The organism is Ornithinibacillus jepli, assembly GCF_047228935.1.
GTDB lineage: Bacteria > Bacillota > Bacilli > Bacillales > Amphibacillaceae > Ornithinibacillus.
Window position 1 is genome coordinate 262,097 of the sequence record NZ_JBFEGG010000002.1, and the last position, 14,719, is coordinate 276,815.

A 14,719-nucleotide genomic window follows, 5' to 3' on the forward strand; every position below is an offset into this window, starting at 1 on the left:
CAAAGGAGCCATTTAATTTATTATATAGTTATCTAATAATTATGTAAATTATCCAATAGCTCTTGGTACAAGCTAGCTAAGTTTATTCTTTCTTACCTCATACTCTTCTTTTAACATAGAATATACAACTGTATCGTGAAACGCTTCACCATCAAAGTCTGTATCTCGGAGAACGCCCTCTTTTGTAAACCCGAATTTTTCTAATAGCTTTCTTGATCCATCATTTCGTGCAAAAATATCCCCTACTAGTCTATTGAGCTTTAAGGAATCAAACACAAATGGTAGAATCACCTGTATGATTTCCGTCATCACACCACGGTTTTGATAGTCGTCTCGAATCACCGCTCCCATTTCTGCTTTTCGGTGCCATAGATGTACCTTATGTAAACGGAACTGTCCGATAAGATCCCCATCTTCTTTGTGGATAATGACCCATGGGATTTCCTTCTGGTTATCAAATTTTGTTAATGATTCTTTGATTGCCTCTTTTACTTCTTCTTCACCCTGAACCGGATGGGGTGTAATATTTTTCATCGTTTCTTTATCACGTAAAAATCTATAAAGATTACTAGCATCCTCTATTTCTATTCCCCTCAATAGATACTTTTCCGTCTCTAAAGTTGGGACTCTAGTAAACCACTCACTATTATTCATATTCATCCTCCAAGTCATATTGAATTACCTTTAGAATAATCTTACTGTTCTTCGTTATAATTTTCCATCCATTAAAGTAATCCTTTCCTACAAACGTGGAAATTAAGGAAACACGAGACGTTTGTCCAAAAAAATAACTACGTACTCGAATATTCTATTACTGTAATAAAAAAATTAATAGGAGGGAAAATGATGAAACTATATCTTGACCCTGGCCATGGTGGATCTGATCCTGGCGCACAAGGAAATGGATTAGTAGAAAAGAATATAACCCTTGATATTGCACTTAAGATTAGGAATATCATTACATCCCGGTATGAAGGCGTCACAGTAAGAATGAGTCGTACCAGTGATACTACAAAAAGCCTATCAGAGCGGACGAATGACGCAAATGCTTGGGGTGCAGATTATTATGTTTCTATCCATTGTAACGCCTTTAATGGTTCAGCAGAAGGGTATGAAGATTATATTCATAGCAATCTATCCGACACTTCACAAACTGCTAGATACAGAGATATTCTTCATGAAGAAATTACTAGAGTAAACGGATTACGAAATAGAGGAAAGAAAAAGGCAAACTTTCATGTATTGCGTGAAACAACAATGCCCGCTATTCTTACAGAAAATGGCTTTATTGATAATGCTCATGATGCAGCATTAATGCGAGATAATTCATGGAGACAACGTGTTGCCGAGGGACATGTAAATGGAATTGCTAGAGCATTTAATCTTCAAGCCGCTTCCCCTGACCCATCTATCATGTACCGCATTATCGCAGGTTCCTTTCAATCCCGAGAAAACGCAGAAGAACGCGCAAATTATTTGAAGCAAAATCAAATTGATGCTTTCGTCATTCCGGTTACCGTTTCAGGCAACCAATGGTACAGAGTTCAAGCCGGGGCCTTTACGGATCGCGAGAATGCAGAAAGCCACCTAGAAAAAGTTAGACGTTATGTTCCGGATGCATATATCGTTCAAGAAACTGCATAAAAAAAGTAGGAGTAGCTCCTCTTTTGCTACTCCTACTTCTATTTTTTAGGCCTCTACCCCAACACCATTCACTTGCTTTACAAATTCTTTCATTAAACCAGGTAAATCTGGCCAAGCATGACCTGATATTAGATTACCATCCGTATGGTTTGGTTCACTCACATAAGTAGAACCAAGCGCCTCCACTTCCGGCTTACAAGCGATATAAGCAGTTAATTCTCTACCTTTCATATGCTCCTTCACCGTCGTTAACACTTGAGCCGCATGACAAACTGCCGCAATCGGCTTATCCGCTTCAAAGAAATGACTCACAATTTTCGGTACATCCTCATTTAAACGCATAAACTCCGGAGCACGACCACCTGGAATTATTAAGCCATCATAGTCCTCCGGCTTAATATCAGCAAAGCTCGCTGTTGCTTCAATTAAGTATCCTTCTTTCTCTGTATATGTTTCCCACCCGATGAAGTCATGTACAACAGTATGCAATTTCTTAGGTGATGATGCTGCAATCGTCGTTTCATACCCTTCCTCTAAACAACGAAAGTATGGATAATAAATCTCCAATGCTTCTACTGCATCTCCAGCAAGAATTAATACTTTTTTGGACATGTTAACTCCTCCTTATTATTTTTACTACATATAAATACTATATTCTATCTACACGTTTCATAATCCTTCTCAAAACTTTAATTCCAAAAAAGTTAATCTAATTCGATTGGTTTCTACATTTTTTATTGGAAATTATTAGAAGTTCATGTTATATTATTTGTGAATATAAAAATAAATTATTCATATATTCAATTAGAGGGGTGGGAACATATGCCAAAGGGATTCAATAATCACGAAAAATCAGTAATAAAAGAGGCATTAATCGAGCATGGGAAAACTTTGTTTCGTTTATATGGTCTACAAAAAACTAGTGTTCAAGATTTAACGAAAAAAGTTGGGATTGCAGCTGGAAGCTTTTATAAATTTTATCATTCAAAAGAAGAACTTTACTTTGAAATTATTGAAAAAGAGGAGGAGCAAATAAAGGAGGTACTATTAAGTCTTGAGCTCGGGGACACACCTAAGCAAGCCATGAAAAACATACTTTTTAAAATGATTCACTCTATAGATAAATCACCATTCATGCAGCAGCTTTATTTAGTGGAAAATATGGAAGTACTAATGAGAAAGTTACCACCTGAAAAACTAGAGGATCATTTTAAGAAAGACACGGATTTCCTATCACCATTAATTCATAAATGGCAAGATCAAGGAGTTGAATTTACAGAACCACCTGAAATTATTGCAAGTATCTTACGGTCATTAGTTTTACTTTCATTCCAAAAAGAGAAAATCGGTGAATCCGAATATCCTAAAACCATGGAATTTCTTATTCATACAACGGTTGAAGGTTTGATCAAGGAGGGGTAATATGCCAGCTATTATTGAAACGAAAGATTTATCTAAAAATTATAAAGGATTCCAAGCTGTAGACAAGGTTTCACTTCAAGTGAACAAAGGGGAAATTTATGGTTTCATTGGGTTAAATGGCGCAGGTAAAACTACGATGATTCGGATGCTTCTCGGAATGATTCGTCCTAGTGATGGAAACTGTTACATCAATGGAAAGAAGGTCCAACTCGAACATTATTCGATTTGGGATGATGTCGGTTATATTGTGGAAACACCGTATGGTTATCCAGAACTCACCGTTAAAGAAAATCTAGAACTATTTCGTGGCCTGCGCTCCATTCGCGATTCACATTCGGTCACATCCATTATGAACAAGCTAAACTTAACGAAATACGCTAACAAAAAAGCCAAAACGCTTTCCTTAGGTAATGCACAACGTTTAGGAATCGCAAAAGCTTTATTACATAATCCAAAAATATTAATTTTAGATGAGCCTGTGAATGGATTAGACCCTGCTGGAATAGTAGAGGTTAGAGAATTATTACATGACTTAGCCATGAATCATGGAGTGACGATTTTTATCTCCAGTCATCTACTTGGAGAAATTGCTAAAATCGCTACGAAAATAGGAATCATTCACGATGGGAAATTACTTCAAGAATTAACATCTACCGAACTTACCCAATTACTAAATCGCAGACTCCTTATCAATACTCAGAATCAAGCTTCAACTCTAGAAACATTACAGTTAAATGGATTTAACTCGAAGATGTCTACGGATGGGTTAATTGAAATACATACGAAACAGGCGATTGAGCATCCAGAGGAAATTGCCCGAACTCTCGTAGAAAGTGGACATTTGCTTACAAAGCTAACGGTGGAGGAAGAAGATCTCGAAAGCTACTTTTTACGTGTTATTAAAGGAAATGGAGTTGATTTCACATGAATCCCATTATTTCAGCACTTCTTACCGAAGTGTATAAACTACGAAAATCAAAAATGATATGGATCACTTTTTTAGCATTTTCGCTCGCACCGTTTATAGGTGGGCTTTTCATGTTCATTTTAAAAAATCCTGAATTAGCGGAAAGTGCGGGGCTTATTGGTACGAAAGCACAAATTGCCGGAGAGGCTACATGGCCATCCTATTTTGGATTACTATCACAGATGATTGCGGTTGGGGGAATCCTTATTTTTGGCTTTGTGACGAGCTGGGTTTTCGGACGGGAGTATACGGATCGTACAATTAAGGATTTAATTGCACTACCTTTTCCGAGAAGTACAATTATTGCAGCTAAGTTCTTAACGGCCTTTATTGCCAATATGCTACTTAGTATTTATGTTATGGTTATTGGTATTCTAATTGGGCATTTTATTACCCTTCCTGGTTGGTCGAGTGCTATTTTTACAGAAGGGGTCATGACGCTTATCGTCACGGCACTTTTAACTGTTATGTTAAGCACACCTGTTGCACTATTTGCTTGTTTAGGCCGTGGATATCTAGCACCTTTAGGGTTTGTCGTTGGTATGGTTGTTTTCTCTCAGATTATTGCTGCATTAGGTTATGGTGCATATTTTCCGTGGGCGATACCAGCGCTTTATAGTGGAATTAGTGGTGATGCCGGTATTGGGCTTGGCCATCTTGGGATCGTAGTATTTACAAGTATATTAGGATTAGTAGTTACATTTCAATGGTGGAGACTTGCTGATCATACTTGATGATTGCCTATAGCTAGAATACAGTGGATTGCACCTCATGGTCTCCGTGTATTCTAGCTAATCCCACTCGTGTTTATTTCGAATTATTCTCCCTCACATACCATGTAGAAAATTCTAGTAAGTTTTTGAAAACCTTGTCAGCTTCTTCAAAGCTCCCTTCACGGTTCCCAACTAAAACCGTCGTCGTACCTGCACGTTTTCCCGCTTCGATATCTGGCTCTCTATCTCCAATCATGTAGCTATTCGTTAAGTCTATATCGTGTTTTTTAGCTAAATCAACTAACATTTGTGGTTCTGGCTTCCTGCAGGCACAGCCAGCATGGGGTTTATGCGGACAGTAGGCAATGTCATCAATACGGGCTCCGAACTTAGCTAAGTCTTTTACCATCTTTTGATGTACTTGGTCCAATGCCGATTCCTTCATAAGCCCTAACCCAATACCACCTTGGTTTGTCACGACAAATACTTTACACCCTGCATCATTTAATAACTTTATTGCCTCACCAACACCATCTAGTAAATAAAAATCTTTCGGCTTATTTACGAACTTCACTCGATGAGATAATACTTCATTTATCACGCCATCCCGATCTAAAAACATCCCTATATGCATGTTATCACCATCCCATTTCATCTATATACCAGTATAACCGTTAACCGATGGATTACTACATTGACAACGAGAGTAAACAACGGTACTTTCAATGTATACGTTATTCGGAAACGGTTTTATTTGAAAGGAGTTTTCCAGTTGTCCATTATCGATAAATTAAAATTAACAACGTATCAAAATTTCGTCGTACTAAACGAACCGAAAGACTATACGGTATTTACTGATTATCCTACAACACTAACCAAGCACCATGACGCGATCTTTATTTTCACCGAAACGTTAGAAGAATTAAAGCAACAAACAAGAAACATAATTGATAGTCCGGAACTTCTTGAGGAAAAAGGGTATCTTTTCTTCGCCTATCCTAAAATGGGGAACAAGCGCTATAAAACGCATATTCATCGTGATGAACTATTCCCGGCTTTAAAGGTTGATTCCGACGGATATATTGATGGTAGTGACATAAAATTTGCGAGAATGGTAAGTATGGATGACGTGTTCACGGTAGTTGGCTTAAAACGGGAAAAGAAAAAAGCGAAAAAAACTGCCCCTGCTAGTCAACGTGTTGGTGATTACGTAGATCATATAAAAGATATTGAAGCTATTCTTAGTAATCATCCAAATGAACTTGCATTCTATCAAAACTTAACACCAGGTTACCGAAAAGACTGGGCGAGGCACATCTTTTCAGCCAAACAACAAAAAACCCGTCAAAAGCGTATTGAACAAATGATAGACGTTCTATCACAAGGCTATAAAACACTGGATTTGTTTAGAATGGGAAAGAAATGATATTGCATAAACACCTTTTTATCTTAAGAAGGTGTTTTTATTTTTGTTTGATTTTTACTTAATTAGCATAGCCTAATAAACAGAATTTGACATACATAAAAATTTATAGTAAATTAGCTAATGGCGAACAATGAAAAATAACTTTCATTAAAATATTCGTTTTTAGGAGTGTTATTTATGGAAAACGTATTTGATTACGAAGATATCCAGTTAATTCCTGCAAAATGTGTTGTAAATAGTCGTTCTGAATGTGATACATCGGTTACATTCGGTGGCCGTCAATTTAAATTGCCTGTTGTGCCTGCCAATATGCAGACCATTATAGATGAGAAAATCGCATTAACACTAGCGGAGCAAGGTTATTTTTATATTATGCACCGCTTCCAGCCAGAAAAGCGTATGGATTTTGTAAAAGACATGCAAGCTCGTGGTTTATACGCATCCATTAGTGTTGGTGTAAAACAAGAAGAATATAGCTTTATTGATGAACTAGCAGCAAACAATTTAACTCCAGAGTATATTACCATTGATATAGCTCACGGACATTCTAATGCTGTAATCGAAATGATTCAGCATATCAAAAAGGTTTTACCAGAAAGCTTTGTTATTGCTGGTAATGTTGGAACTCCAGAGGCTGTACGTGAATTAGAAAACGCTGGTGCTGATGCTACTAAAGTTGGAATCGGACCTGGTAAAGTTTGTATAACAAAAATTAAAACTGGTTTCGGAACTGGTGGATGGCAATTAGCTGCTCTTCGCTGGTGTGCAAAAGCAGCAAGCAAGCCAATTATTGCTGATGGCGGTATCCGTACTCATGGCGATATTGCTAAATCGGTACGCTTTGGTGCTTCTATGGTAATGATTGGATCATTATTTGCTGGTCATGAGGAGTCTCCTGGTGAAACAGTTGAACGAGATGGCAAATTATTTAAAGAATACTTTGGATCTGCATCAGAATTCCAAAAAGGTGAGAAAAAGAATGTAGAAGGTAAGAAAATGTTAGTGGAGCATAAAGGTTCGCTAACAGATACACTTATCGAAATGGAGCAAGATCTTCAATCTTCTATCTCATATGCAGGTGGAAAAAAACTTGATGCAATTCGAAATGTAGATTATGTAATAGTGAAGAACTCAATATTTAATGGAGATAAAATTTATTAAGTAACAAATCTGGACTACTTGAAAAAGAATATAAGTTAATCAGCGGTCGTACTTTGAATAACTAAGGAGCATGATTGAAAAAGAGGTTGGGACATAACAAAATTGTACAAAAGTAAAGCCGAATGATTCACCATACTAGCACCGGAAATATACGGAGACTCCAGCGGGAGGAAAGGCATCGGTGAGACCCCGCAAGTGCGTTAGCACGAGGAGGCTCACCAGCCGCCCGCGGAAAGCGCAGTATATTTCCGGTGCGTCGTAGGTGCACTACATTCGGTTATTCGTTTGACTAAAAAACTTTTGTCTCAGCCTCTTTTCCATCTAATCTAATTGTTATTTGTATTTATAAGGGTTTATAGATGATTTGTCTGTTACTTTTTTAATTGCTGTCGCTTCATTTCGGGTTTAGATAAGCTCTATCTGTTACCTTTTCAACTTCCTCTGCTTCATTTTGGGTTTAGATAACCTTTATCTGTTACCTTCTCAACTTCCTCTGCTTCATTTCGGGTTTAGATAACGCCGTACTCCCCACTAACCCCAACAGGATATTGCTTTGCATATAATTAAAATGCCACAGTGATCCATACTGTGGTAGAAGCGGAATTTTATACTAAAAAAAGGTGAGCAGTTAAATTGCTCACCTTTTCTATTTAGTCGACCATTTTTTGAAGCTGATGTAATTGGAATGTACGAACTGATCTTGGTAAGAAACGACGAATCTCATCTTCGTTATAGCCAACTTGAAGACGTTTTTCATCAATGATGATAGGTCTTCTTAATAATCCAGGATTTTCTTGGATTAATTGATACAGCTCTTTCATCGGTAGCTGTTCTATATCTACGTCGATCTCCTTGAAAACTTTAGAACGTTCTGAAATAATTTCCTCAGTTCCGTCTTCTGTAAGGCGTAAGATACCTTTAATTTCTTCAAATGTTAACGGTTCCGAAAAAATATTTCGTTCCTTGTACGGTATATTGTTCTCTTGAAACCACGCTTTTGCCTTTCTGCAGGATGTACAACTTGGTGTAACGTAAAGTGTTACCATGTAATTACTTCCTTTCTCTCGAGAAGAGATTTAACAAAAACTACTCCACAGATGTATTTCCTGTGGTTTTTAATCTTAACAGACTAAATTATTCCCCATATTTATATCTATATTATTCTATTTATAAATATCTTTAATTCAATATAATTTTATTACAGCTATTCAGTGGTGTCAACCTTACTTCCTTTACTCATTAAAAATTATATTTTTATTATAACACACTAAAAAGCTACATTGGAAAGTATGCCCAAAAAGAGTTGTAAATTATGCATTAATTTTTTTATTTGACTGATTTGATCTAATTCATTCTGCCGTGACCGTAGCCCAAATTTTATGAATCTGCCAATTCAATTGTATTTCTATAAAATTTCAATCCAAACCTTAAAATCAAACACACTCTCTTGGTATCCAGCCTACTTCTCCTGATGTGTTTTTAACTAGGATGTATCCTTCGCATTGGTTATCTATTAGTTTGACGGTTTCGCCTGTTTTTACGGTTAGGAAGGTTGTGCTTAGGTCATTTTTGCAGAAGGTTTGACCGTCTTTTTCTATTACATATTCATTTTTGATCCATTGGGTAATCCTAAGATTTATATTGTCACATTTGGTAAAGTATTCGCCTGTCTCTACTATGTTCATTTTATAATTAGGATATGTAACCGTACCAATTCTGTTATAGGTATCTAGGTAATCTTTTTTGATTTGGACTACTTGTTCAAGATTATCAACATATGTATAAGTATATTCCCCATCTTCTATTATTAACGCGTTTAACTGGCCATCTTTTTTGATTTGATTACCACCGTCTATCGAAATAATTCGTTTCTCGAAATCTATTAATGGGTTATGGCTACTTACTTGATAGGAACGGTAGTTGACTACTGGCCAATGTCCAACGATGACGTTTTTATCCGCTTGGTGTTCTTGTTCATGAAATGCTTTTGCATAAAGTGCAGTATCACTATCGGTATGATGCCAGTCCTTATCATGCACAACCCCTGCATGAATGATAATACAATCTTCTAACTCGTACGCTTCTGGAAGCTCCTCCAACCATGTTAGCATGTCGTTAAAGTTTGCACGGTAAAAATCCGCTAGTTCGGAGATATTATGAAAATCGTCTATGGATTTGTTGTGTAGCGTCATCATTTCATTAAGGACAGAATGTTTTCGTTCTCTTATGTAAGGTAAAATCCCTTCATTCCCACTCATGACATACCGATGAACGACATCGCAATTCCCTTTCGTTATAAAAACATTACTAGTTTCTTTTTCCATATTCCGAACATAATCTACTACTTCTAAACTATTCGGACCTTTTTCACATAAATCACCATTTATAAATAGATAATCTTCTTCAGAAAAGCCTACTTTGGTTAATAGTTTTTTCAAGAGATGGAGATTTCCATGGACATCGGAAGTAATAATCATTCTTCTAGATTTATTAAGCGATAATTTTCTAACATCAAGCATGTCATATTCTCCTATTCCTTATCATATTCATGTAGCTTTTAGATTTGTTATGACAAGCTAATCATAGACTTACCAATAACAATTACTAAAAGTTTACCACTAGCATTGTTTCTTTCCAATTGTATTTTTTCCTGCATTCTACTTCCCAATATTATCCAGAAACAGTACAATACCAGTAGGAACAATTTACTAGCTTAGTTACGCGCTTCTAGGGGGAAATGATATGAAGCTTACGTCAAAAGAAATATTTTCAATACCTAATATTCTATCTTATATAAGACTACTTTTAATACCTATTTTCGTTTATATTTACATAACCTCAGACAACTCAGCAGATTATTATATAGCGGCATTTATTATTCTATTATCCGGTCTGACAGATATGTTTGATGGTCTTATCGCACGTAAATTTAATCAAATTACGGAATTAGGTAAAATGATTGATCCGGTTGCAGACAAACTAACCCAGGCAGCTATTGTCGGGTGTTTAATGTTTCGTTATCAATATATGTGGATATTAGTCGTACTACTTGTAGTCAAAGAATTGTTTATGGGAATTAACGGGCTAATACTACTAAAACGGGGAAGAAAGCTAGATGGGGCGATGTGGTTTGGGAAAGTCTCAACCGCTGTATTCTACTTAGCGGCATTTATCTTAATTGCATTTCCAGAAATCAGCTCATATTATGCTTCCTTGTTAATGCTTGTTACCGGAACTTTTCTCGGGTTATCTTTTATCTTGTATATACCAGAATTTTTGAAGCTTTATCGAAGAGCATAGTTTTTAAGACTGCCAATTCGGGCAGTCTTTTTATTTTTTCCTCTCATTACTTCTATTCCTCAAAACTTTACAGGACCACTACGACAAAATCCGATGTCGGTTCTTATCGATTTATAAGAATTATTGTAATGTTTCGACATTTCGCAGGAATTTTGTTTTACTATGTGGAATATGTACTCCCAAGGCAAGAAGCGTGTTAGTTTGTGATCTGTCAGAAGTGATAATTATATTCTTCAAGTAATATCTATTAAAAATTAATAATATGCTACTTAAAAGGTCTAGAAACTTACAACTAAAGGAGGTTCTTTACGTGTCAGAAGTAGTACTAAAAATTGAAGACCTACACACTCATTTCTTTACCGAGCGAGGAGAGATTCCTGCAGTGGATGGCGTAAGTATTACAGTACATAAAGGAGAAGTAGTCGGCATAGTTGGTGAGTCCGGCTGCGGAAAGAGTGTTACCTCCTTATCCATTATGCAGTTAGTACCGAGTCCACCCGGTAAAATTGTCGGCGGGTCCATTCATTTTAAAGGAGAAAATCTTCTAACAGCTTCGAAAAGAAGGATACGCGATATTCGCGGAAATGAGATATCTATGATTTTTCAAGAGCCAATGACTTCATTAGACCCACTTTTCACCATCGGAAACCAGATACGTGAGGCTATTCAAATCCATCAAAAGGTTTCCAAACAAGAAGCTACTAAAAAATCGATTGATATGTTGAAGCTAGTTGGAATACCACGTGCAGAAGAAGTAATGAATGAATACCCCCACCAATTATCCGGTGGAATGAGGCAACGAGTTATGATTGCTATAGCAATGGCTTGTAACCCAGAGATATTAATTGCGGATGAGCCCACCACTGCACTTGATGTAACCATACAAGCTCAAATACTAGACCTCATGAAACAATTAAATAAAGAAAAAGATACTGCCATTTTAATGATCACGCACGACCTAGGAGTAGTAGCCGAAATATGCGACCGAGTAATCGTTATGTATGCTGGTCAAGTAGTAGAAGAAGGAACCACACGAGAGATTTTAAAAGACCCAACACATCCCTATACAAAAGGACTAATCCGCTCCATTCCAAAACTCCATGAAAAAAACCAAAAACTATACTCGATACCCGGTACGGTTCCAAAACCCCAAATGGGTATGAATGGCTGTAGGTTCAAAGACCGTTGTGAATTTGCCTTTGATCGCTGCTTTACAGAAACTCCTGAACTAATTTCCTTAAATCACAATCGCTATAGTCGCTGCTTTTTATTAGACGATTCAGAAAGGACGGTAGCTAGCGATGCAGAGTCCAATATTGGAAGTTAATCATTTAAAAAAATACTTTGACATTCGTGGGGGTGTTTTCGGAAAGAAAATCGGGGAAGTAAAGGCAGTGGATGATGTTTCATTTTCTGTGAATCCAGGAGAAATATTAGGAATTGTTGGGGAGTCTGGGTGTGGGAAGTCCACTACAGGTAAGAGTATTCTCCGTTTAATAGAGCCTACTGAAGGCGAAGTAAAGTTTGAAGGACAAGACCTTACCACATTAGGTGCTGAAGCGATGAGAAGACTGCGACGCGATATGCAAATGATTTTCCAAGATCCATATGCTTCCTTAAATCCGAGACATACCGTAGAGAAAATCATTGGGGAGCCACTTCTTATCCATGGCATGAGCAAAATGGAACGTAAATCGAGAGTTAAGGAACTGCTTGAGGTTGTTGGCCTAAGTAGTTATCACGCATCCCGCTATCCACACCAATTTAGTGGTGGTCAGAGACAACGGATTGGGATAGCTAGGGCTTTAGCGAATAATCCAAAACTCATAATTTGTGACGAGCCTGTATCCGCGCTTGATGTTTCCGTACAATCGCAAATTTTAAACTTAATGGAAAGCTTGCGAGATCAATTTAATTTAACTTATGTGTTCATTGCACATGATTTAAGTGTTGTAAAACATATCAGTGACCGGGTTGGCGTTATGTATTTAGGTAGATTAGTAGAGCTCACTGAAAAAGATAAACTTTATGATGATCCAAAGCATCCATATACAAAGGCTCTTCTATCTGCGGTACCAGTACCAGATCCTGATGTAGAGAAAGAAAGAATTATTTTAGAAGGTGATGTTCCAAGTCCATCTAAACCACCATCCGGTTGTGCTTTCCATACAAGATGCCCAATGGCGATGGACATTTGTAAACAAGTAAGACCAGAAGTTGAAGAAGTTGAGGTTAATCATTTTGTTGCCTGTCACCTATACAGTGAGACAGCGCAATAAAATATAACAATATTTAATAATTCATTAGGGGGATTTGTATGAAACTTAAGAATTCAATTTTCATGATGCTACTTCTAGTATTGCTGTTATTTTTAGCAGCATGTGGTGATGACAATGAAACAGGAGGTACAGAAAATCCTGCTGACCCTGATTCTACTGAAACAGACGGCTCTGGAACAGATGATCCAGTTGATGAAGCAAGTGGAGATGACCAAGTATTAATTTTTGCTCGTGGCGGCGACTCTGAAAGTCTGGATCCAGGTAGCACGACAGATGGGGAGTCATCAAGAATAACAAAGCAAGTTTTAGAAAGCCTACTTAGTTTTGATAAGGAATCTTTTGAAGTAGTACCCTCTCTCGCTCGTGATTGGGAAGTTTCGGAAGACGGGCTAACATATACCTTCTATTTAGAGGAAGGGGTCACATTCCATGACGGCTCTGAATTCAATGCGGAGGCAGTAAAAATTAACTTTGAACGTTGGGCAGATCCAAGCCATGAATATGCATTTAGTGATGATGGCTATGTTTATTCCATGTATGGAACCATGTTTGGCGGATATAAAGGTGATGAAGGACACGTTATAAAAGAAATCAATGTTGTGAACGACCACGAGATTCAATTTGTATTAAATCGTCCACTAGGATTCTTCCTACAAAACATGGCGATGACCTATTTTGCTATTACATCTCCTAAAGCATTGGAGGAGTTTGGGCCAGCCATTAATGAAAACCCTGTAGGAACAGGTCCATTCAAATTTGTTAGCTGGAGTAAGGATGACTCGATTGTTTTGGAGAAATTCGAAGATTACCGTGTAGAAGGACAACCGAAATTAGACCGAGTAGTATTTACCGTTATTCCAGATAATGCCGCTCGATTAATTGCACTACGTTCTGGTGAGATTGACATTATGGATGGATTAAATCCAGACGATGCTGCTGGCGTGGAATCTGATGAAAATCTAGTTCTATATGAACGTGCAGAAAACAACTTCGGATATGTAGGATTTAACGTCCAAAAAGAACCCTTTACGAATAAAACATTACGACAGGCAATTAGCCATGCTATCGACCGCCAAGCAATCGCGGATGCACTGTATGCAGGCTATGCGGTACCAGCTAAAAACCCACTACCTCCAAGCTATATGGGGTATAACGATGAAGTAGAAGGTTATGAGTATGATGTTGAAAAAGCGAAGGAACTATTAGCAGAGGCAGGCTATGCTGATGGTTTGGAAATCGAACTTTGGACGATGCCAGTTGCAAGACCTTACATGCCAGATCCAGAAACTGTTGCCGTTATTATCCAAAGCAACTTAGCAGACATTGGAATTACAGCAAACATTGTCCGTGAAGAATGGGCACCATATTTAGAGAAAACGATGAACGGGGAACATCAAATGTATATGCTAGGTTGGTCTGGAACAAATGGTGACCCTGATTATTTCTTAAGTAGTTTACTTCACGGTAGTAATGTCGGAACAAGTAACCGTGAATTCTATGCTAATCCAGAAGTTGACACACTACTTGACCAAGCGAAAGTGGCTGTTGACCAAGAGGAACGCGCAGAACTTTACAAACAAGCACAAGCACTTATTTTGGATGATGCACCAATGGTTCCACTGGTTCACTCTAGACCAGTATTAGCTACTTCATCTGCCGTTAAAAACTATGTGCCACACCCATCAACAAGCGAATCATTAGCAGAAGTAGAAATTGAGAATTAATACAACAAGGGATATAGGGTAGTAGTCATTTCTACTACCCTTCTCTATTACTAGATTCGGAGTTCCCGAGAAGATCTGAGGTG

15 protein-coding genes are annotated in these 14,719 nt (G+C 37.5%); 10 read left to right on the forward strand and 5 right to left on the reverse strand.

The annotated features are described in order from the left end of the window. Positions 1–72: 72 nt before the first annotated feature. Positions 73–654 (reverse strand): GNAT family N-acetyltransferase, encoded by a 582-nt coding sequence (locus AB1K81_RS09195; RefSeq protein WP_412976366.1) that lies wholly within the window; start codon positions 652–654, stop codon positions 73–75. Positions 655–843: 189 nt separating this feature from the next. Between AB1K81_RS09195 and AB1K81_RS09200 the strand changes: the two genes are divergently transcribed. Further along, positions 844–1,644, forward strand: a complete 801-nt coding sequence (locus AB1K81_RS09200; protein ID WP_412976367.1) for an N-acetylmuramoyl-L-alanine amidase — start codon at positions 844–846, stop codon at positions 1,642–1,644. Between the two features lie 45 nt (positions 1,645–1,689). On the opposite strand, the gene AB1K81_RS09205 is transcribed toward AB1K81_RS09200, so the two are convergent. Then, positions 1,690–2,256, reverse strand: a complete 567-nt coding sequence (locus tag AB1K81_RS09205) for a DJ-1/PfpI family protein (protein ID WP_412976368.1) — start codon at positions 2,254–2,256, stop codon at positions 1,690–1,692. A gap of 210 nt (positions 2,257–2,466) precedes the next feature. Between AB1K81_RS09205 and AB1K81_RS09210 the strand changes: the two genes are divergently transcribed. From AB1K81_RS09210 to AB1K81_RS09220, 3 genes are read left to right on the forward strand one after another with little or no spacing between them, the layout of a single operon-like run. Continuing rightward, positions 2,467–3,066: a TetR/AcrR family transcriptional regulator gene (locus AB1K81_RS09210; protein WP_412976369.1), complete on the forward strand. Its 600-nt coding sequence runs from the start codon at positions 2,467–2,469 to the stop codon at positions 3,064–3,066. Position 3,067: 1 nt separating this feature from the next. Next, a complete protein-coding gene (locus AB1K81_RS09215) occupies positions 3,068–3,994 on the forward strand; it encodes an ABC transporter ATP-binding protein (protein ID WP_412976370.1) in 927 nt (308 codons plus the stop codon). Further along, a complete protein-coding gene (locus AB1K81_RS09220; RefSeq protein ID WP_412976371.1) occupies positions 3,991–4,767 on the forward strand; it encodes an ABC transporter permease in 777 nt (258 codons plus the stop codon). The genes AB1K81_RS09215 and AB1K81_RS09220 overlap by 4 nt, the downstream gene beginning before the upstream one ends. A 73-nt stretch (positions 4,768–4,840) precedes the next feature. Here the strand turns inward: AB1K81_RS09220 and AB1K81_RS09225 are convergent, their stop codons facing one another. Next, positions 4,841–5,380 (reverse strand): D-glycero-alpha-D-manno-heptose-1,7-bisphosphate 7-phosphatase, encoded by a 540-nt coding sequence (locus AB1K81_RS09225; protein WP_412976372.1) that lies wholly within the window; start codon positions 5,378–5,380, stop codon positions 4,841–4,843. Positions 5,381–5,518: 138 nt separating this feature from the next. Between AB1K81_RS09225 and AB1K81_RS09230 the strand changes: the two genes are divergently transcribed. Then, positions 5,519–6,172, forward strand: a complete 654-nt coding sequence (locus AB1K81_RS09230) for a YdeI/OmpD-associated family protein (protein ID WP_412976373.1) — start codon at positions 5,519–5,521, stop codon at positions 6,170–6,172. A gap of 177 nt (positions 6,173–6,349) precedes the next feature. Next, positions 6,350–7,333 carry a GMP reductase gene (guaC, locus tag AB1K81_RS09235; RefSeq protein WP_412976374.1) on the forward strand — a complete coding sequence of 328 codons (984 nt, stop codon included), beginning with the start codon at positions 6,350–6,352 and terminating at the stop codon, positions 7,331–7,333. Positions 7,334–7,983: 650 nt separating this feature from the next. Here the strand turns inward: guaC and spxA are convergent. Both spxA and AB1K81_RS09245 read right to left on the reverse strand, forming a co-directional pair. Beyond that, positions 7,984–8,379, reverse strand: a complete 396-nt coding sequence (spxA, locus tag AB1K81_RS09240) for a transcriptional regulator SpxA (RefSeq protein ID WP_186868124.1) — start codon at positions 8,377–8,379, stop codon at positions 7,984–7,986. Between the two features lie 387 nt (positions 8,380–8,766). Further along, positions 8,767–9,852, reverse strand: coding sequence for a metallophosphoesterase (locus AB1K81_RS09245; RefSeq protein ID WP_412976375.1), 1,086 nt, complete (start codon positions 9,850–9,852; stop codon positions 8,767–8,769). Positions 9,853–10,075: 223 nt separating this feature from the next. On the opposite strand from AB1K81_RS09245, the gene AB1K81_RS09250 reads away from it, so the two are divergent. The 4 genes from AB1K81_RS09250 to AB1K81_RS09265 all read left to right on the forward strand — a co-directional run bounded on the left by AB1K81_RS09250 (position 10,076) and on the right by AB1K81_RS09265 (position 14,636). Further along, positions 10,076–10,633 carry a CDP-alcohol phosphatidyltransferase family protein gene (locus AB1K81_RS09250; RefSeq protein ID WP_412976376.1) on the forward strand — a complete coding sequence of 186 codons (558 nt, stop codon included), beginning with the start codon at positions 10,076–10,078 and terminating at the stop codon, positions 10,631–10,633. A 310-nt stretch (positions 10,634–10,943) separates the two neighbouring features. After that, positions 10,944–11,960: an ABC transporter ATP-binding protein gene (locus AB1K81_RS09255; protein ID WP_412976377.1), complete on the forward strand. Its 1,017-nt coding sequence runs from the start codon at positions 10,944–10,946 to the stop codon at positions 11,958–11,960. Then, positions 11,935–12,912: an ABC transporter ATP-binding protein gene (locus AB1K81_RS09260; protein ID WP_412976378.1), complete on the forward strand. Its 978-nt coding sequence runs from the start codon at positions 11,935–11,937 to the stop codon at positions 12,910–12,912. The genes AB1K81_RS09255 and AB1K81_RS09260 overlap by 26 nt, the downstream gene beginning before the upstream one ends. 38 nt (positions 12,913–12,950) lie before the next feature. After that, positions 12,951–14,636 carry an ABC transporter substrate-binding protein gene (locus AB1K81_RS09265; protein ID WP_412976379.1) on the forward strand — a complete coding sequence of 562 codons (1,686 nt, stop codon included), beginning with the start codon at positions 12,951–12,953 and terminating at the stop codon, positions 14,634–14,636. Positions 14,637–14,719 lie beyond the last annotated feature (83 nt).